Below are 19,344 nucleotides of genomic sequence, written 5' to 3' on the forward strand. Positions count from 1 at the left end.
CCTTGCAGGACGAGCAAGTTGGAAAAGTGAACGAAGGGCTGCTGCTCGGTGGCGGTTGCCGCTCAGCGGCGGTCGAGCATGGCGACCTTGCGGGCGCTCAGGTCGACGACCAGCCACCGGGCGTCGATCCAGGGGCCGTTCTTGACCTTCGGGAACAGCCGCACACAGCGGTGTTCGCCGCACTTGTCGAGTACGGCGGGCTGACCGCCCGGGGTGGCGCGGTAGACGGCGCCGTTGAACAGCAGCTGGTCCGGAGAGGTCAGCTCGTGGCCGGTGGCGTCCTTGTAGTCCGCCTTGAGGCCGGCGCCCAGCGGGTCGGCGATCAGCAGCTTCGCCGCCTCGGCGTTCTCGGCACGGCTCAGCGGCGGCTGGACGCCGTGCTGGGTGCCGGTCTGCTCGACCTTGCCGGTCTCCAGGTCGACCGTCTTGGTGACGAGCGTGTCGGTCTTGTAGTCGTAGAACGTCACGTCGGCCCGGCGCGGCGCGTTCGGGTCGTCCAGTTCGTTCGCCTCCGGGTCGGCGAGGTCGACGCTCAGGCGCTGCGGGCCGCGGCCGCCGTCGACGTTCTCGCCCGTGTTCAGCAGCTGCTGGTTCAGGGCGAGCTTCGCGACGCGCTGGATCTCGTCGTCGGTCAGCGGGTCACGGCCCGTGCCCTTCTTCCCCTCGGCGGGCGCCTGCTCGACGACGCCGGGCTGGACCGCGTCCGGGCCCTGCCCGGCCTGCTGCGCGGCCTGTGTGCCGCTGCCCGATCCTCCCGATTCGTCGGCTCCTGCCGTGCCCGGCAGGGTGATCCCCACCATCACCGCGGTCCCGGCCACCGCCAGGGCCGCGCCCGCCACCACCTTGCCCAGATGGCGGTGCACTATCTCGCGCACATCTTCCCCCTACTCCCCCAACGTCCCCGGGAGTACGTGTCTGCCCCACTGGTTCGGCATACGGCGGGTAGTCCCTTCGCCGTATGCACTGGTCGGACGGTAAGAGGGGCGTAAGTCACAGGAGGTTCCCTCACTTTCGGGCAGACTCGGAGCCAACGCGGCCCCGGCGGGGCGGCACACCTGGAAGAGTCGTGTCCATGCAGGTCTGGCCTGGAGAGGCGTATCCGCTCGGCGCCACCTATGACGGCGCCGGAACCAACTTCGCGGTCTTCACGGAGGCCGCGGACCGAGTAGAGCTGTGTCTGCTGCACGACGACGGCTCGGAGACGGCGGTGGAACTGCGCGAGAGCGACGCGTTCGTGCGGCACGCGTACGTGCCGGGCGTCATGCCGGGACAGCGGTACGGGTTCCGGGTGCACGGCCCGTACGACCCCGGGCGCGGACTGCGTTGCAACTCGGCGAAGCTGCTGCTCGACCCGTACGCGAAGGCGATCAGCGGGGCCGTGGGGTGGGGCGAGGAGGTGTACGGCTACCACTTCGGCGCCCCGGAGCGGCGCAACGACCTGGACTCGGCGCCGCACACCATGAGCTCGGTGGTGATCAACCCGTACTTCGACTGGGGCGACGACCGGCTCCCGCGCACCGAGTACCACCACACGGTGATCTACGAGGCCCATGTGAAGGGCCTGACCATGCGCCACCCCGGCCTGCCGGAGGAGCTGCGCGGCACGTACGCGGCGCTCGCGCACCCGGCGATCATCGAACACCTGACCAAGCTGGGCGTCACGGCGCTGGAGCTGATGCCCGTGCACCAGTTCGTGAACGACCACCGGCTGGCCGACCTGGGCCTGAGCAACTACTGGGGCTACAACACCATCGGCTTCTTCGCCCCGCACAACGCCTACGCCTCCTGGGGCGACCGCGGCCAGCAGGTCCTGGAGTTCAAGTCGGCGGTCCGCGCGCTGCACGAGGCCGGCATCGAGGTCATCCTGGACGTCGTCTACAACCACACCGCCGAGGGCAACCACCTGGGCCCGACCCTGTCCTTCAAGGGCCTCGACAACCCGTCGTACTACCGTCTCGCCAACGATCCCCGCTACTACACGGACACCACGGGCACCGGGAACTCGCTGCTCATGCGGTCCCCGCACGTCCTCCAGCTGATCATGGACTCGCTGCGCTACTGGGTCACCGAGATGCACGTCGACGGCTTCCGCTTCGACCTCGCGGCGACCCTCGCCCGGCAGTTCCACGAGGTGGACCGGCTGTCGTCGTTCTTCGACCTGGTGCAGCAGGACCCGGTGGTCTCCCAGGTGAAGCTGATCGCCGAACCGTGGGACGTGGGCGAGGGCGGCTACCAGGTGGGCAACTTCCCGCCGCTGTGGACCGAGTGGAACGGCAAGTACCGCGACACCGTCCGGGACCTGTGGCGCGGCGAGCCACGGGCGCTCGCCGAGTTCGCCTCCCGGCTGACCGGCTCCTCGGACCTCTACCAGGACGACGGCCGCCGCCCGCTCGCCTCCATCAACTTCGTGACCTGCCACGACGGTTTCACCCTGCACGACCTCGTCTCGTACGACCGCAAGCACAACAAGGCCAATGGCGAGGACGACCGGGACGGCGAGAGCCACAACCGGTCCTGGAACTGCGGCGTGGAGGGCGAGACCGACGACCCGGACGTGCTCGGGCTGCGCGCCCGCCAGATGCGGAACTTCGTCGCCACGCTGATGCTGTCGCAGGGCGTGCCGATGATCAGCCACGGCGACGAGTTCGCCCGCACCCAGCGCGGCAACAACAACGCCTACTGCCAGGACAACGAGCTGTCCTGGGTGGAGTGGCCGGAGTCCGTGGAGGGCGATCTGCTGGAGTTCGTCCGCGCGATGGTGTGGCTGCGCCGGGACCACCCGGTGTTCCGCCGGCGGCGCTTCTTCCACGGGCGGCCGGTGGAGGGCACCCACGACGAGCTGTCCGACATCGCCTGGTTCACCCCCGAGGGCGCCGAGATGACCCAGCGGGACTGGGACTCGGCGCAGGCGTCGGCGCTGACGGTGTTCCTGAACGGCAACGCGATCTCCGAGCCCGGTCCGCGCGGGGAGCGGATCGCCGACGACTCTTTTCTGCTGATGTTCAACGCCTCGCCCGGGCCGCTGGACTTCCTGGTGCCGGTCGACCACGGCCGGCAGTGGCAGGTCGTCGTCGACACGGCCCGCACGGAGGAGGTGCCGCCGGGGACCGGCGCGAAGGTCGCGGCCGGCGACCGCATCACCCTGCCGGACCGGAGCCTGACGGTGCTGCAGCGGCCCGCCTGAGGGGGAGCCGCGGGAGGATCGGGCGGATGGGCGGAACGAGTGAGCAACAGAACGCGGTGACCCTGCTGTGGCAGGAGCACCTGGTCGCGCCTTTCCCGCCGAGGCTGCGCACCGCGGACCCGGCGGGCGTGGACGTGGTGCTGCTGGACGCGGGCATCGCCGGGTGCGTGTCCGTCTGGCGGAAGAACGGCGGCCGTCTCGACGCCGGGCGGCAACGGACCCTGCTCCACTGCGCCAGGGAACTGGAGCGGGCCCTGCCGCTCGTCACCGATGCGGAGGAGCTTCGGTATCTGCTGCGCCTGCGGCGGCTGGCGGAGCTGACAGCGGCGCACTAGCGGGTGGCGTCGCATCCGCCGGCTCGTCGTGCACGCGCGCGCGGGGGGCGGTTTCGGGCTGCCCCCAATACGTCGTCGGACGGGCCGTCAGGGCGATGGCGAAGGTGAGCGCGGCCGCCGTGCTCGCCGCCGCGAAGGCCGCCGAGGGGCCGTAGGACTCGGCGAGGCGGCCGGCGACGGCGACCGCGAGGGCCTGGCCGCCGACCAGGGCGCTGGTCGCGAAGGCCATGGCCTCGGACAGCCGGGCGGGCGGCACCGCGCGCTCGGTGAGCCCGAACACCGTGATCAGGTGCGGGGCATAGGCGATCCCGAGGACGGTGACGACGGCGTACAGGCCGGTCATTCCGTCGGTCCGCAGCAGGGGCAGCGACAGCACGAGCGCGGCCCCGGTGGCGAGACGCCAGCGCGCCGGGAGCCCGAGGCGCGCCGGTACGGCGGCCATGGAGAGCCCCGCCACGGCGCTCATCACGCCCATGGCGGCGTACACCAGCCCCGCCTGGTCCTCCTGCCCGAGCCGGGCGGTGAGTGCGGTGATCCCGGCCTGGCAGGCACCGAACATGGCGCCCTGGAGGGCGAGGGCGGCGCGCAGGGCGTGGACGGAGCGGGGCATGGGGAGCCGTCCCGTGGCGCGGGCGCCGCGCGGCGCCCGTGCCGGGCGGTGGGCGCCCGGGGCGGTGTGGCCGGCCTCCACCGCGGGATCCGGCGGGGTGTCACGGGCGCGCGCCCGGCGGTCGCCGACCGGGGTGGGCCACGGAGCCTTCGCCGTCCCATCCGGGCCGGTGTCCCGTGCGCGTGCCGGGTCATGGGGCTCGGGGGCGGCGGCCCTGGCGGTCGGATGCAGGGCGAAGGCGCTGCCGCACACCGCCACCAGCAGGGCCGCGCCGGCCAGCGCGTACGCCGGGTGGGCGAGGACCGCGGCCACGCCGACCAGGGCCGGGCCGAGCACGAAGGACAGTTCGTCCAGGGTGCTCTCGAAGGAGAGCGCGGCGCCGACGGTCGCCTCGGGGGCGCCCGCGCGGCGGGCGAGGGCGACCAGGCGGGTGCGGGCCAGCGGGCCCACGAGCGGCACGGTGGCCCCGGCCACGGCCCCCAGGAGGGCCAGGACGGGCGTGGGCAGGCCGGCCAGGGCGCCGGTGACCAGGGCGGCCACGGCCAGCGCGTTGGCGAGCGAGAACGCGAGCACGACCGTCCGCTGGCCGTGCCGGTCCGCGAGCCGCCCCACCAGCGGCCCGCAGGCCACCTGGCCGAGGGCGAGCGCGCCGCCGGTCAGTCCCGCGGTGGCCAGCGAACCGCTCGTGCGGGCGACGAGCAGCACGCTGCCGAACTCGATGGTGGCGGTCGGCAGCCGCCCCAGGAACGACACGCAGGGCAGCAGCGGCCCGGTCAGGCCGATCACCTCGCGGTACGTGTCGAGCGTGCCGTGCCGTGTCCTGAGCCGTCTCTTCGTCCCCATCACTCGAAGCTAGGCACGCGCGCGTGGGTGCGTGCAGGGGGCGATGACACGAAAGGCGGCGGGCTGGGTACGTAGGTTTCCATGACTTCTGCGCGACCCGGACCGGGGGTGCCCACGGCCACCTACCGGCTGCAACTCCAGCCCGCGTTCCCGTTCGCCGCCGCCGCGGCGGCCGTACCGTACCTGGCGTCGCTCGGCGTCTCGCACCTGCACCTGTCGCCCGTCCTGGATGCGGTCCCGGGCTCCACGCACGGCTACGACGTCGTGGACCCCGCGCGCGTGCGCGAGGAACTGGGCGGTGAGGAGGGGCTGCGCGCGCTCGCGCACACCGCTCGGGAGCACGGCCTGGGCCTGGTGGTGGACATCGTGCCGAACCACATGGCCATGGCACCGCGGCACAACCACGCCCTGTGGGAGGTGCTGCGCGAGGGGCCCGGGTCGCCCTACGCGCGCTGGTTCGACATCGACTGGGAGGCGCAGGGCGGACGCCTGCTGCTGCCCGTGCTCGGCGGGCCGGTCGGGACGGAGCTGAACCACCTGGTGGTCGACGACGGTGTCCTGCGCTACCACGACCACGCGTTCCCGCTCCGGGCGGGCACCGAGGAACTGCCGCTGCCGCAGCTCCTGGACGCGCAGTGGTACCGCCCGGTGTGGTGGCGGCTGGCCCGCACCGAGCTGAACTACCGGCGTTTCTTCAGCATCTCGGAGCTGATCGGGGTGCGGGTCGAGGACCCGGAGGTGTTCGACGCCACCCACGCCAAGATCCTGCAGCTGATGGCGGAGGGCGTGGTCGACGGGCTGCGGATCGACCATCCCGACGGGCTCGCGGACCCCGACGGCTACCTGGAGCGGCTGCACGAGGCGACCGGCGGGCGCTGGACGGTCGTGGAGAAGATCCTCGCCGACGGTGAGCACCTGCCCGCCTCGTGGCCCGTCGCGGGCACCACGGGCTACGACGCCCTGCGCCATGTCGACGGCCTGTTCACGGACCGCACCGGGGCGTATCGACTGCTCGGGCGGTACCGGGCGTTCGCGGCGCCGCAGACGGACCGGGGCGGCGACTGGGAGGCCACGGTGCGGCGGGCCGCCTACAAGGTGATCACGCACGAGCTGGCCGCCGAGACCGACCGGCTCACCCGGGTGGCCGCCCGGCTGTGCGCCGCCTCCCCGGACCTCTCGCTGCGCGACCGGGCGCCCTGGGCACTGCGCACGGCCCTGGAGGAGCTGCTGGTCCGGCTGCGGGTGTACCGCCCGTACGCCTCCGGTGACGCTGCCGCCGTCGTCACCGAGGAGGCCGCCGAGGAGGCCCGGCCGGCCTTCGCGGTGCCCGAGGAGGCCGAGGCCGTCGGCATCGTGCGCCGGCTGCTGGTCGAGGCGCCCGGTGGCGGGCCGGCGACGGACCAAGCCGGCCGGGCGGAGTTCCGCATCCGGTTCGCGCAGACCGCGTCGGCGCTGCGCGCCAAGGCCGTGGAGGACACGGCGTTCTACCGCTATGTGCCGCTGCTGTCGGCGGCCGAGGTGGGCGGCGATCCGGGAGCGCCCGGCGTGTCCCCCGAGGACTTCCACGCGTACTGCGCGCGCGTGCAGCGCGACTGGCCGGCCACCGGCACGGTCGTGTCCACCCATGACACCAAGCGCAGCGCCGATGTCCGCGCGGCCCTGGCCGTGCTCACCGAATGCCCGGACCGCTGGGCCGAGTTGCTCGCCGAGGTGACCCTGGCCGAGGAGGGCGTGCCCGACGGGCAGCTGGCCTGGGCGGCCTGGCAGACGGTGTTCGGGCTGGGCCCGGCGGAGGAGGGGCGGGTCCAGGGGGCGCTGCTGAAGCATGTGCGCGAGGCCGGCATGTACACGAGCTGGACGGAGCAGGAGCCGCCCTACGAGGAGGCGGTGGCGGCCTTCGTCACGGCCGGGCCCTGCGGGCCGCCGGGGGAGCGGGTGACCGCCTTCCGCAAGGCGCTGGAGCCGCATGTCCGGGCCAACGTCCTGGGCACCGCGCTGGTCCATCTGACGATGCCGGGCGTGCCGGACCTGTACCAGGGCACGGAGGGCGAGTACCGGGCACTGGTGGACCCGGACAACCGGCGACCGGTGTCGTTCCCCCCTGCGGCGCCCGGCGAGAAGAACGCGCTGACGGCGGCGGCGCTACGGCTGCGCGCGCGACGGCCCGACGCCTTCGGACCGTCGGCGACGTACGCCCCGCTCACCGCGGACGGGCCGGCAGCGGAGCACTGCGTGGCGTTCGCACGCTCCGGAGCGGTGATCACGGCGGTGACCCGGCTGTCCCTGCGACTCGCGGAGTCGGGCGGCTGGCGGGAGACACGGCTGGACCTGCCGCCGGGGCGCTGGGCGGACGTACTGGCCCCGGGACGGGAGTTCACGGGCCACGCGCGCGTGGCGGACCTTTTCGACCGGCTGCCGGTGGCGCTGCTGGAGCGGACAGCCGAGGACTGAGGTGCTGACGCCCGCTCAGCCGACCTGCCCGGCGGGCAGGGCGCAGTCCTCGTTCAGGGCGGTACGCGCGCGCGGCAGACCCAGTCGAACGGCTGCCGGTTTCGCTGCTGGAGCCGACCGGTCAGGGCTGAGGGACTGACGCCCCCTCAGCCGACCCGCGCGGCGGGCACGTCGCACGCCTCGTACTCCCGCACGACGGCCGCCCCCAGCGAGGGCCACGCGGCACGCAGGAGATCCACGAAGGCCTCGGCGGCCCCGGTGGGCGGTACGCGCGCGTAGATCGTCAGGGCGCGTTTCCAGGCCGGGTCGGGGGTGAGGACGACGCAGTCCTCGCCGACGGCGCCCCGTACGACGTGGGCGGGCGCCACGCACACCCCGACCCCGGCGGCGGCCATGCGCACGGCCGTGGAGGTGTGCTCGGTCCACACGGCCGTCCGGGGGCGGTATCCGGCCCGTCCGCACGCCCAGTCGAGGAAGCGCTCGCCGTGGACGACGGGTTCCATGGCGCAGCGGATCCAGGCGCGGTCGGCGAGTTCGGGCAGCGTCACCCTCGTACGGCCGGCGAGCCGGTCGTCGAAGGGCACGACGAGGACGAGTTCCTCCTCGCCGACGGGTACGACGGTGCCGGGCGCGCCGACGGGCTCGGGGCCGATCGCGAGGTCGGCGGTGCCGCGCTGGACGGCCTCCTCCAGGGCCTCGGAGGTGGCGTACTCGTGCAGCCGCAGCAGGACCCTGGGATGGGCCGTACGCCAGCGGGCGAAGACGTCGGGGAGCGCGCCGACGGCGATGGAGTGCAGGGCCGCGATGTGCAGCTCACCGCCCTCGGCGCCGGCGGCGGCGCGGGCCGCGCGGCAGGCCTGGGCGGCGCTGCGGACGGCGAGTTCGGCGTGCGGCAGGAAGGCACGGCCCATAGGGGTGAGGCGCACTCCGCGCGGCATGCGCTCCAGCAGGGCGCCGCCGACCGTCTTCTCCAGGGCCTTGATCTGGTGCGAGAGCGCGGGCTGGGTGACGTGGAGCAGCTCCGCCGCGCGCGTGAAGGACGCCTGCTCGACGACCGTCAGGAAGTACTCCATCTGCCGCAGGCTCAACTCCGCGCCCTCCCATGAAGATCCTGCATGGGTTCCACAAGAACATTGCCTTGGACTCATGGCAAGGGGCGGGCGGAGGGTGGGGCCATGAGCATGAACACACCGGACGTCATCGTCATCGGCGGGGGCACGGGCGGGTACAGCACCGCCCTGCGCGCCGCCTCCCTCGGGCTCGACGTCGCGCTGGTCGAGCGCGACAAGGTCGGCGGAACCTGTCTGCACCGGGGCTGCATCCCGAGCAAGGCGATGCTGCACGCCGCCGAACTCGTCGACGGCATCGCCGAGGCCCGCGAACGCTGGGGCGTGAAGGCGACGCTGGAATCCGTGGACTGGCCGGCGCTCACGGCCACCCGGGACGACATCGTGGCGCGCAACCACAAGGGCGTGGAGGCACATCTGGCACACGCGGGCGTGCGGGTGGTGCGGGGCAGCGCGCGGCTGACGGGGGCACGCACGGTGCGCGTGGAGGACGTGCACGAAGGTTCCACGCCCGGCGTGCACGACTTCACCGCGCGCCGGGGAATCGTCCTTGCCACCGGCTCGCGACCGCGCACGCTCCCGGGGCTCGTGTCCGACGGACGGCGCGTGGTGACCAGTGACGACGCGTTGTTCGCGCCCGGGCTCCCGGGGTCCGTGCTGGTGCTGGGCGGGGGTGCGATCGGGGTGGAGTACGCCTCCTTCCACCGGTCGATGGGCGCGGAGGTCACCCTCGTGGAGGCCGCCGACCGGATCGTGCCGCTGGAGGACGCCGACGTGAGCCGGCATCTGACCCGCGGTCTGAAGAAGCGGGGCGTGGACGTGCGGGCGGGCGCGCGGCTGCTGGACGCGGAGGTGCTGGAGAACGGCGTACGCGCCCGTGTGCGCACCGCGCGCGGGGAGACCCGGACCGTGGAGGCGGAGCGGCTGCTGGTGGCCGTCGGCCGGGTCCCGGTCACCGAGGGCCTGGACCTCGCGGCCGCCGGCCTGACGACGGACGAGCGGGGGTTCGTCGCACCGGCGGACTGGAGCCGGCTGGAGACGGCCGTGCCCGGCATCCATGTCGTGGGCGACCTGCTGCCGCCGCCCTCGCTCGGCCTGGCCCACGCCTCCTTCGCGGAGGGCCTGCTGGTGGCCGAGACGCTGGCGGGGCTGCCGTCGGCTCCGGTGGACTACGCGGCGGTGCCCCGGGTGACGTACTCGTCGCCGCAGACCGCCTCCGTGGGGCTCGGCGAGGCGGAGGCACGCGCGCGTGGGCACGAGGTCGAGGTCAACACGATGCCGCTGACCGCCGTGGCCAAGGGGATGGTGCACGGGCAGGGCGGCATGGTGAAGGTGGTCGCCGAGGCCGGCGGCGGGCAGGTGCTCGGTATACACCTGGTGGGCCCGAACGTGTCGGAGATGATCGCGGAGAGCCAGCTGATCGTCGGCTGGGACGCCCAGCCCTCGGACGTGGCCCGGCACGTGCACGCGCATCCCACGCTGTCGGAGGCGGTGGGCGAGGTGTTCCTGACGCTCGCGGGACGCGGCCTGCACCAGCAGTGAGCCCCCGGATCGCGGCGGTTCGGTACCGCCCGTGAATGCGTCCGGGCGCCCCCTGGAGCCTCCCCGCCGGATGCTTGACAGTTCACCCATGCCGTGCGGCACTGGGAGGGCGAAGCCGGGCGGACAAGTCGGGGGTGAGTCTCCTGCCGGAGCTGCGCTACCCCAGCGTTCCCGAACTGATCGCCTCCGCACGGGCGTTGGCCGCTCAGGAGCCCGGGCTGTGCTCGCTCAGACAGGTGGGCGTCTCGCGAGCCGGCCGACCTCTGCACCTGCTGTCGGTGGGACACGCCCGCCGCGCCGTGCTGGTCGTCGCGGGCGCCCACGCCAACGAGCCGACGGGCGGCTCCACCCTCCGGGTCCTGGCCGAACGCGTGCTGGCCGAGCGGGAGTTGCGGACCGGAACCTCCTGGCACTTCCTGCTCTGCGCCGACCCGGACGGCGCGAGTCTGCATGTGACCCCGGCGCCGCGCAGCCTGCTCGACTACCACCTCGGCTTCTACCGGCCGACCGGCGCGGAGCAGCCGGAGTGGTCCCCGGCGGTGCTGCCGCCGGACCGCCTGCCGCCCGAGACCCGGACCCTGACCGGGGTCATCGACGAACTGCGCCCCTACCTCCAGGTGACCCTGCACGGCACCGATCTGGGCGGCAGCTGGGTGCAGTTGACGAAGGACGTGCCCGGCCTCGCGGAGCCGTTCGCCAAGTCCGCCGCCGAGCTGCACATACCGGTCGAGACGGGTGCCTCGGACGCCGCGGGCTGGCCTGCCTCGGGGCCCGGGGTGCATGTGATGCCCGGCCCGGAGACGGGCGTCGCCTATCCGAGCATGCCGGACGACGCCCGGCACAGCACCTGGTACCACGCGCACCGCTACGGCGGTCTGACGGCCGTGGTGGAGGTGCCGATGTGGGCCAGCGACCTGGTGGACGACCCGGCGCCGCACCCGGCTCCGGCGGCGGCGATGCGCCGCCTGGCCCAGCGGCTGCTGCGGGACTCGCTGGAGGTGGAGCGGGTGCTCGCCGAGGCGCTGCCCCGGCTGGAGGGTGCGGACGGGCCGCTGCTGCGGGCCTCGCAGTGGGCGCTGGAGCTGATACCGGGCCTGGCGCAGGACTGGATCCACACACCGCCGGCCGCCACGACGATGGCGTACGTGGGCAGTGTGGACGCCTTCGGGCGGCGGCTGCCGCTACGGGCGGCGGCGATGCTGCTGCGGGTGCTGCGGGAGACGGACGACCGGGCGGCACCCCGGCTCGAACAGCTGGTCGCCTCCTGGTGCGAGGCCTTCGCGGAGCGTTTCCGGGCCCGCTGGGTGCCGTTGGAGAACCAGGTGGAGCACCAGTCCCGGACCGTGCTCGTAGCCGCCCAGCAGGCCCGTGAACGGGCGGCGTGAGGCCTCCACGCCGCCACCTCACGCGCATCCCGCGCCCGCCGCGCTGCGGGGCTCAGCCGTCCAGGGCGAAGACCGCTCCCGTCCGCGCGTTCATGACGCACTTGCTGGAGTACGTCTCCTGGTAGTCGACCGGCCGTCCGTTCCACTGCCCGCGCGCGTGGACGGTCACGGGAGCGAAGATCATCGGGCAGAAGACCTTCTTGGCCGGGATGCGTGCGATGTCGCCGTGGGCGGCCGCGAGTTCGGTGCAGGCCTCGGCCGCGCGCGGGTGTCCGAGGGGCGGGTCGCACAGCAGCAGCGTGCCGCGCGTGTAGCCGGTCTGGGCGTCGCCGCGGGTGACGGTGAGGTCGAGCCAGTTGCCGTGAAGGCTGTCGCGGGGTGCGGCCTGGGCCGGGCCCGCGGCGAGGAGACCGACGGAGGCCAGCAGGGCGCCTGCCGCCGCCGTCGCTCGGGTGATGTACGTCATTCCCGAAGCATCGACGCGGCGGCCCGCGTTCCGCACCCCGACTCACCCGAACGGGACCGTACGGGCGCACAGCGGTGCGTCAGTTCGAATGCGGGACGGTGTCTCAGTCCGCCGAGAGCCGGAAGGCGATCCGTCCGAAGCCGACCTGGTCGCCCTCGCGGACCACGACGGCGCCCACCACACGGCGGCCGTTGACCGTGGTGCCGTTGGTGGACCCGAGGTCCCTGAGGACCCACATGCCGCCCTGGCGGCGCAGTTCGGCGTGCACGCGGGAGACGGTCTCGTGGTTCAGGCGCAGCCCGTTCGCGGGGTCGCGGCCGATGCGCAGCGGATGGCCGTTCGCCGGCTGCGGCAGCCGCAGCTTGGGCAGCCGCTCGGCCTGCCAGGCCCGGCGCAGCCGTACGGTGAAGCCGGAGACGGCCTCGACGGTGCCGAAGACCGCGCGCGAGAGGCGGTTCTCGCGGGGCAGGTCGGCGGTGAGGGCGGCGAGTTCGTCGGCGCGGCGTGCGGCCAGCGCGAGTTCCATGCGGCGTACGAACGTGTCGTGCGACAGGCGGCCCATGGCGACGCCGTCTCGCAGCACCTGCAGCGCCTTGTCGCGCTCCGCGTCGGACAACCGCGCGGGGTACGTGGGGAACTCGAAGGACGACGTCACGCTGGTGATTGTCGGTCAGTGAACCCGTGGTGTCCAGAAACGAGGGAAACGGTTACCGCACGCGCATCGTTCCACGACACCTGCCGGAAAAGAGGGGATTCGAAAGCGGATTGATCGCTTTCGCGGCACGATGGACGGGCTACATCACGGTGAGCAGACGAAGGGGAACCGTCCGTGCAGTTCGAGGTGTGGGCACCGCAGGCAGACCGTGTGACGCTCCATTGCGACGGCGCCACGCGCGCGTTGGAGCGCGCTTCCGGACGCGACGGCTGGTGGACGGGGGAGGCACAGGCTCAGGACGGCTCGCGGTACGGGTTCGCGCTGGACGACGGTCCAGTGCTGCCGGATCCGCGTTCGCGCCGTCAACCGGACGGTCCGGACGGCTTGAGCGCGGTCGTCGACCACGGGCGCCACGCGTGGCGTTCCGCCTGGGCGGGGCGCGAGCTGCCGGGCGCGGTGCTCTACGAGCTGCACGTGGGCACGTACACCCGCGAGGGCACCCTCGACGCGGCCGCCGGGCGTCTTGAGCACCTGGCGGAACTGGGTGTCACCCATGTGGAGTTGATGCCGCTGTGTCCCTTCCCGGGGCGGCACGGCTGGGGGTACGAGGGGGTGTCGCTGTGGGCGGTGCACGAGCCGTACGGCGGCCCCGAGGCGCTGAAGCGGTTCGTGGACCGGGCGCACGAACTGGGCCTGGGTGTCGTGCTGGACGTCGTACACAACCATCTGGGCCCGTCGGGCAACCATCTGCCGCGGTTCGGGCCGTACTTCACGGACACGCACCACACGCCCTGGGGTGCCGCGGTGAACCTGGACGCGCCCGGTTCGGACGAGGTGCGCGCGTACCTCGTGGGCAGCGCGCTGGCGTGGCTGCGGGACTACCGGATCGACGGGCTGCGCCTGGACGCGGTGCACGCGCTGCACGACACGCGCGCGTGCCACTTCCTGGAGGAGCTGTCGACGGCCGTCGACGGCCTCGCGGGTGAGCTGGACCGCCCGCTGTTCCTGATCGCCGAGTCCGACCTGAACGACCCGCGGATCATCACCCCGCGCGCGGAGCACGGCCTCGGGCTGCAGGCCCAGTGGAACGACGACTTCCATCACGCCCTGCACTCCGCGCTGGCCGGCGAGTCCCAGGGCTACTACGCCGACTTCGCGCGCGCTCCGCTCGCCGCGCTCGCCAAGACGCTCACCGGCGGCTACTTCCACGACGGCACGTACTCGAGCTTCCGTGGCCGCGGCCACGGCCGGCCGCTGGACCGCGCGCGGGTGGCCGCGCACCGGCTGCTGGGCTACAGCCAGACCCACGACCAGGTCGGCAACCGCGCTCAGGGGGACCGGCTCTCCGCCCTGCTCTCCTCCGGTCTGCTGGCCTGCGCGGCCACGCTCACGCTGACCGCGCCGTTCACGCCGATGCTGTTCATGGGCGAGGAGTGGGCGGCGGGCACGCCCTGGCAGTTCTTCACCGACCACACGGATCCGGAGCTGGCCGACGCGGTACGGCGGGGCAGGCGGCGGGAGTTCGCGCAGCACGGGTGGGCCGAGGAGGACGTACCGGACCCGCAGGACCCGGCGACCCGGGAGCGGTCCTGTCTCGACTGGTCGGAGCCGGAACGCGAGCCCCACGCGCGCGTGCTGGCCTGGTACCGGCGGCTGATCGAGCTGCGCCGGGAGCAGCCGGACCTCACCGATCCCGACCTGGCGGACACCAAGGTGGCGTACGACGAGGAGGCCCGCTGGCTGGCGTTCCGGCGCGGGGACGTGCGGGTGGCGGTGAACCTGGGCAAGGAGCCGGCGGCGATCCCGCTGGGCACCGGGCGGGTGCGGGTTCTCGCCGCCTGGGACCCGGTGGCGGCACCGGGCCCGGACGGGCTGCTGCAAGTGCCCGGGGAGTCGTGCGTGGTGCTGGTCCAGCCCTAGGGCTCCGTCTCGTCGTCCTTGAACTCGGTCACCCGCTCCAGCAGGATCGGCTCCCAGGCGCGCCGCAGCTGGATCCGCAGCAGCGGCAGGGAGCCGGTGGCGCGGCCTTCGATGTGGTCGGTGAGGCGGACGACGGTGTCGCAGCGGGCGAGCCACAGACCGCGCAGGCAGGGGCGGGCGCCGTAGCCGGCGAGGGTGGCGGCGCGGACGGCGGCCGGGGAGCCGACGGCGACGGCGAGGCCGGCGATGTCCTCGGCGGGGTCGCCGAGGGCGGCCGCGGTCCAGTCCAGGATGCCGCGGACCCGTCCGTCGGCGCTGACCACCACGTGCTCGCCGGTGAGGCCGTGGTGGGTGAGCACGGCGGTGCCGGTCTGAGCGGCGAGCTGGGCGGCGCCGGGCGGGGTGAGCTGGTGCAGGCGGGCGGCGTCGAACTCGTCGGCGGCGGCGAGCCGTTCGGCCGCGTGCACGGCCATGCGGCGCAGCGCGTCCAGGGAGCGCGGGGCGGTGCGCGGCACGCCGAGCGCCTCCACCTGCCGTGCGGGCACCGCACGCAGTCCGCTGAGCAGTCCGGCCAGGTCGGCCTCGCCGACGGCGGAGACGTCGTGCTCGTCGGCGGTGCCGCCGGGCAGCTTGGTGTCGAGGGTGTAGGCGAGGCCGGGTGCCCAGTCGCCGTGGGCGACGCTGGTCGGGACCGCGACGGGCACGTGCGGGCGGACCAGGTCGCGCAGGCGCAGTTCACGGCGGCGGCGGACGGAGGCCTCCCGGTCGGGGGCGAGGCGCAGCACATGGCGGGTGCCGACCCACCAGGTGTGCTCGCGGCCCTCGGTGACGGGCCGGACGTCGGGGCCCTCGGTGCCGTCCGCGGTCGCCTTGCTCTCCTTGAGCAGGGAACGGACCAGTCTGCGGACGGTGTCCGCGGTGGGTGTCGGTGCCTGGGTCATGGGTCGCGCCGTAGCCGTTCCGGGATGTCGTCGAGCGGGTGTCTCCTGGTCTGTCAGCCGTTCTCTCAGTCCACTATGACCATCTCACGGGTGGTGTTGTTGAGGCGGCGACCGCCGTCCTCGGTCACCGTGACGATGTCCTCGATGCGCACTCCGAAGCGGCCGGGAAGGTAGATGCCGGGCTCCACGGAGAAACACATGCCCGGTACCAGCGGCTGCTCCTCGCCCTCGATCATGTACGGCGGCTCGTGCGTGGTGACGCCGATGCCGTGCCCGGTGCGGTGGATGAAGTACTCGCCGTAGCCGGCGTCGGTGATCACCGCACGGGCGGCACGGTCGACCTCCTGGCAGGCGACGCCCGGCCGTACGGCCCGGAAGCCCGCCTCCTGGGCGGCGCGCACGATGTCGTGGACCGTGCGTTCCTCCTCGGTCGGCTCGCCGACGTGGACCGTGCGGGTGGTGTCGGAGCCGTAGCCGTCCTTGAGGCCGCCGAAGTCGAGGACGACCATGTCGCCGTGCTGGATGACGCGGTCGCCGACCTCGTGGTGCGGGTTGGCGCCGTTGGGGCCCGAGCCGACGATGGTGAAGTCGACCTGGGAGTGCCCGAAGCGGCGCAGCAGGTCGGCGAGGTCGTGGCCGACGTCGGACTCGCGGCGCCCGGCGAAGGGAACCTTCCGGATCTCCTCGAACGTTGCGTCCGCAGCCGCGCCCGCGGCTGCCAGGAGCTCCAGTTCGGCCGCGTCCTTGACGGCGCGCAGCATGGGCAGGGCGTCGGTGAGGGAGGCGTAGGAGGTGCCGGGCAGGGTGCGCTGGAGGCCCAGCAGGTGCATCGCCCAGGTGTTGTCGCTGATGCCGAAGCGGCCGCTGTGGTCGAGGAGCGCGGCGGTGACGGCGTAGGGGTCCTTGCCGTCGGTCCAGTCGCGCAGGCTGAGGGCGGACGCGCCGGTCGCGTGCTCGGCGTCCGGGGCCTCCAGGGTGGGCACGACGAGCACGGGGTCGTGTCCCGGGGTGAGGACCAGCACGGTGAGCCGTTCGGTGACCGCGGTGGGCGTGTAGCCGGTCAGCCACACCATGTCCGGCCCCGGCGCCACGAGCAGTCCCGCGAGGCCGGCGTCGGCGGCAGCGCGCGCGGCGCGCTCCATACGGGCCCTGTAGTCGTCGGCGGTGAAGGGCGCGGGCGTGCTACCGGTCATCCGGGCCTCCGAGCGCGGTCGTGGTGACGGGGCTAAGCGGTCTCGGGCAGCATCCTGCCCGGCCGGACAGGGCGGCGCGAGCCGATCGCGGAGTCCTGCTGCGGCGGTCCGCTGGGACGGGGCTCGGCATGGGGCCATCATGGCGCGTGGGGCGGGGTGCGACCAGCGAGTTTCCCGACGTGTCCGGACACTCGGGACCGTCACTTCGGCCGCGGTGAGGTCAGCATCCCGTCGAGTCAGCTCCCCGTCAGGCGACCCACCCGTCAGGTCAGCACCCCGTAAGACGACCACCCCGTCAGGTCACCACCCCCGGAACGACCGTCAGCTGTTGGTAGCCGCCGCCGGGATGGCGCACGGTGAGGGTCACCTCCGTTCCGGGGCGGGCGTGGGCGACGGCCCGGGCGAGGTCGGCGGCCGTGTCGACGCGTGCGCTGCCGAACTGCAGCAGGATGTCGCCGCGGACCAGGCCCGCCGTGTAGCCCGGGCCGGGCACATGGACACCCACCACCAGGGCGCCGACCTTGTCGGCGTCGACGGCCTCGACGCCCAGGGTCGCGCCGGTCCGGGTCTCCGAGGGGCTCGGGGAGGGGGCGGGCGTGGCCGGGGGACGGTGCGGCGGGGCCTGGCGTTGCAGCTCGGCCAGTCTGCTCATGCCGATCACCGTGGCGCCGACCGTGCCGATGCCGACCCCGGAGAGCACCAGGACGGTGCCGGTGAACAGCCCGAACAGCAGGGTCCTGAGCCGCCGGCCGCGGCGGCGCGCGGCGTGCGGGTGCCGGGCGGAGCCGGGAGTGCCGCTCCCGGGCCGCTCCTGACCGGGCATCGGCTTGGGACGCAACGCAGTCTGATCCATGGTTCGCTCGCCTCCGGCTGGTGCTCTACCCGGGGCTCCGCTCCACGACGAGACACGAACGAGTGAGACTGGCCGGAGCGTGGCGGAGGGTAGTCATAGCCGTCGAGGCGAAGCACCGGACCGTCGTTCACGCACGGTCAACCAGCTGCCGGACCCCCGCTCACGCACGCTCCACCAGCTGCCGGACCACCTCCGCCGCCGCGCCCCTCGGAGCCCCGCCGTGCAGGAGTTCCGTGCGGTGGACGACCCGCGGTGCGGTGAGCGCGACGGCGACGGTGCCCGGAATGCCCGTCGCCGTCGAGCGGGGCAGCAGGGTGAGGCCGTGGCCGGCGGCGGTGAGGGCGGTGAGGGTGCGCAGGTCGGTGCCCTCGTAGCGGAGGGCGGGGCGGAAGGCGCCGCCGCCGTTGGCGCCGCGCAGGTGGGCGAGCGGGAGGGCCGCGTCGGGCGCGTCCAGCCAGCGGGCGTCGGCGAGGTCGCCGAGGCGCAGGCCGGTGCGGCCGGCGAGGGGGTGGCCGGTGGGCAGCAGGACGCTGACGGGTTCCTCGGCGACGCCGTGCGTGGTCAGCGGGGCCACGTCGGGCAGCCTGAGCGGATCGCTGGGGGCGGCGAGGCCGTCGACCAGGCCGAGGTCGGCGGTGCCGGTGGCGACGGCGGCCGGGATCTCGTCCCGGGTGAGGACGCGCAGGGTCACGCCCGCGGCCGGGAGCGCGCCCAGGACGCCGGGGCCGAGGGCGGTCGGTGTGGTGGCGAGGGTCAGGCCGTGGGCGGGCGCGGCGGCCATGCGGACCACGTCGGCGCGGGCCGCGTCCAGGCGCAGCAGCAGCGGGCCCGCGTGCTCCAGGAGGCGTTCGCCCGCCGCGGTGGGTGCGACGGGCCGCCGGGTGAGCAGGGGCGCGCCGAGGTCCTGTTCGAGGGCGGCGATGTGCTGGGACACCGCGGACTGGGTGTAGCCCAGTTCGCGCGCGGCCTCGGAGAAGGAGGCGAGGCGCGCCACGGTGACGTACGTGCGCAGCAGGTGCGGGTCCATGCGGACCAGGATCCCACTCCATCAGCACTGCTTATCGAGCATGCAGGAATCATCGTTGGACGTGAACCACGGGCGCCGCCCAGGATGAACGGCATGACGAACACCGCAGCTCACACCGCCACCCTCGCCCTCGTCGGGGACCGCTCCCCCAACGTCGTCTCGCACACCCGCGTCCCGCTCCTGCTGGACGCCCTCGCCGAACGCGACCGGCTGGTCCTGGACGCCTACTGGATCCCGTCGGAGGACGCGGCGGCCGAAGGCGCGGTGCGGGGCTTCGACGCGGTGTGGGTGCTGCCGGGCAGCCCGTACCGCAGTGAGGCGGGCGTCCTCGCGGCCATCCGCACCGCGCGCGAGGAGGGCATCCCGTTCCTGGGCACGTGCGGCGGCTTCCAGCACGCGCTGCTGGAGTTCGCCCGGAACGTGTGCGGGCTGACCCGGGTCGCGCACGCGGAGAACGACCCCGGCGCCGAGGACCCGCTCATCGAGCCGCTGGCCTGCTCGCTGGTGGGCCACGAGGCGGCGGTGGCCATCGAGCCCGGGTCGCTGGCCGAGTCGGTGATCGGCTCGGCGCGCACGGTCGAGCGGTACTTCTGCGCGTACGGCCCCTCCCGCCACCTCGACACCCTGCGCGCCCACGGCCTGCGGTTCTCCGGGCACGACGAGGACGGGCACGTCCGGGTGGCCGAACTGCCGGGCCATCCCTTCTTCCTGGCCACCCTGTTCCAGCCGGAACTGTCCGGCGACGGCTCACATCCGCACCCCGTCGTACGGGCACTGGCGCGGGCGGCGGTCGAACACGCGGCGAGGGTGCGCCAGTCGGCCTGAACCGAACGCCACCGCACCGCCGGTGCGTCGCTGTCAGTGGCGGCTGT

Annotated in this window: 16 protein-coding genes; 7 read left to right on the forward strand and 9 right to left on the reverse strand. The window is 73.8% G+C overall.

From position 1 onward, the window contains the following. Window positions 1–62: 62 nt before the first annotated feature. A complete protein-coding gene (locus BEK98_RS30930) occupies window positions 63–875 on the reverse strand; it encodes a Tat pathway signal sequence domain protein (RefSeq protein ID WP_094220009.1) in 813 nt (270 codons plus the stop codon). Window positions 876–1,072: 197 nt separating this feature from the next. Between BEK98_RS30930 and glgX the strand changes: the two genes are divergently transcribed. Both glgX and BEK98_RS30945 read left to right on the forward strand, forming a co-directional pair. Then, complete coding sequence (gene glgX / locus BEK98_RS30940) at window positions 1,073–3,184, forward strand: glycogen debranching protein GlgX (RefSeq protein ID WP_094220041.1); 2,112 nt, start codon at window positions 1,073–1,075, stop codon at window positions 3,182–3,184. A 26-nt stretch (window positions 3,185–3,210) separates the two neighbouring features. Beyond that, the gene (locus BEK98_RS30945; RefSeq protein ID WP_094220010.1) at window positions 3,211–3,519 is read left to right on the forward strand and encodes a hypothetical protein; all 309 of its coding nucleotides are present in this window, start codon (window positions 3,211–3,213) and stop codon (window positions 3,517–3,519) included. Here BEK98_RS30945 and BEK98_RS30950 read toward each other — a convergent pair. Next, on the reverse strand, window positions 3,449–4,972 hold the full coding sequence (locus tag BEK98_RS30950) for an MFS transporter (protein WP_094220011.1): 1,524 nt from the start codon (window positions 4,970–4,972) through the stop codon (window positions 3,449–3,451). The two genes, BEK98_RS30945 and BEK98_RS30950, sit on opposite strands and share 71 nt — an antisense overlap. Window positions 4,973–5,053: 81 nt before the next feature. On the opposite strand from BEK98_RS30950, the gene treY reads away from it, so the two are divergent. Continuing rightward, on the forward strand, window positions 5,054–7,423 hold the full coding sequence (treY, locus tag BEK98_RS30955) for a malto-oligosyltrehalose synthase (RefSeq protein WP_208643279.1): 2,370 nt from the start codon (window positions 5,054–5,056) through the stop codon (window positions 7,421–7,423). A 146-nt stretch (window positions 7,424–7,569) separates the two neighbouring features. Here the strand turns inward: treY and BEK98_RS30960 are convergent, their stop codons facing one another. Beyond that, window positions 7,570–8,496, reverse strand: a complete 927-nt coding sequence (locus BEK98_RS30960; protein ID WP_244202072.1) for a LysR family transcriptional regulator — start codon at window positions 8,494–8,496, stop codon at window positions 7,570–7,572. A 108-nt stretch (window positions 8,497–8,604) separates the two neighbouring features. On the opposite strand from BEK98_RS30960, the gene lpdA reads away from it, so the two are divergent. Together lpdA and BEK98_RS30970 are read left to right on the forward strand one after the other, a co-directional pair. Further along, window positions 8,605–10,032, forward strand: coding sequence for a dihydrolipoyl dehydrogenase (lpdA, locus tag BEK98_RS30965; RefSeq protein ID WP_208643282.1), 1,428 nt, complete (start codon window positions 8,605–8,607; stop codon window positions 10,030–10,032). Window positions 10,033–10,166: 134 nt separating this feature from the next. Beyond that, entirely contained in the window at window positions 10,167–11,417 is a 1,251-nt protein-coding gene (locus BEK98_RS30970) for a M14 family zinc carboxypeptidase (protein ID WP_094220015.1), read from the forward strand. A gap of 52 nt (window positions 11,418–11,469) precedes the next feature. Here BEK98_RS30970 and BEK98_RS30975 read toward each other — a convergent pair whose 3' ends face one another. Then, a complete protein-coding gene (locus tag BEK98_RS30975) occupies window positions 11,470–11,883 on the reverse strand; it encodes an SSI family serine proteinase inhibitor (protein ID WP_094220016.1) in 414 nt (137 codons plus the stop codon). A 103-nt stretch (window positions 11,884–11,986) separates the two neighbouring features. After that, window positions 11,987–12,538, reverse strand: a complete 552-nt coding sequence (locus tag BEK98_RS30980; protein WP_094220017.1) for a DUF1707 and FHA domain-containing protein — start codon at window positions 12,536–12,538, stop codon at window positions 11,987–11,989. Window positions 12,539–12,712: 174 nt separating this feature from the next. Here BEK98_RS30980 and treZ point away from each other — a divergent pair, with 174 nt between their 5' ends. Beyond that, entirely contained in the window at window positions 12,713–14,458 is a 1,746-nt protein-coding gene (gene treZ / locus BEK98_RS30985; protein WP_094220018.1) for a malto-oligosyltrehalose trehalohydrolase, read from the forward strand. Here the strand turns inward: treZ and BEK98_RS30990 are convergent. The 4 genes from BEK98_RS30990 to BEK98_RS31005 form a co-directional block, all read right to left on the reverse strand. Then, window positions 14,455–15,399, reverse strand: a complete 945-nt coding sequence (locus tag BEK98_RS30990; protein WP_094220019.1) for an aminoglycoside phosphotransferase family protein — start codon at window positions 15,397–15,399, stop codon at window positions 14,455–14,457. The two genes, treZ and BEK98_RS30990, sit on opposite strands and share 4 nt — an antisense overlap. Before the next feature lie 65 nt (window positions 15,400–15,464). Further along, window positions 15,465–16,592, reverse strand: a complete 1,128-nt coding sequence (locus BEK98_RS30995) for an aminopeptidase P family protein (protein WP_094220020.1) — start codon at window positions 16,590–16,592, stop codon at window positions 15,465–15,467. A 295-nt stretch (window positions 16,593–16,887) separates the two neighbouring features. Next, window positions 16,888–17,445: a PDZ domain-containing protein gene (locus tag BEK98_RS31000; RefSeq protein ID WP_094220021.1), complete on the reverse strand. Its 558-nt coding sequence runs from the start codon at window positions 17,443–17,445 to the stop codon at window positions 16,888–16,890. A gap of 160 nt (window positions 17,446–17,605) precedes the next feature. Continuing rightward, window positions 17,606–18,472 (reverse strand): LysR family transcriptional regulator, encoded by an 867-nt coding sequence (locus BEK98_RS31005; RefSeq protein ID WP_094220022.1) that lies wholly within the window; start codon window positions 18,470–18,472, stop codon window positions 17,606–17,608. Between the two features lie 93 nt (window positions 18,473–18,565). Between BEK98_RS31005 and BEK98_RS31010 the strand changes: the two genes are divergently transcribed. Then, on the forward strand, window positions 18,566–19,297 hold the full coding sequence (locus tag BEK98_RS31010) for a CTP synthase C-terminal region-related (seleno)protein (RefSeq protein ID WP_094220023.1): 732 nt from the start codon (window positions 18,566–18,568) through the stop codon (window positions 19,295–19,297). Window positions 19,298–19,344: the final 47 nt, after the last annotated feature.

The sequence above is a fragment of the Streptomyces diastatochromogenes genome, from assembly GCF_002242805.1.
GTDB classification, from domain to species: Bacteria; Actinomycetota; Actinomycetes; order Streptomycetales; family Streptomycetaceae; genus Streptomyces; species Streptomyces diastatochromogenes.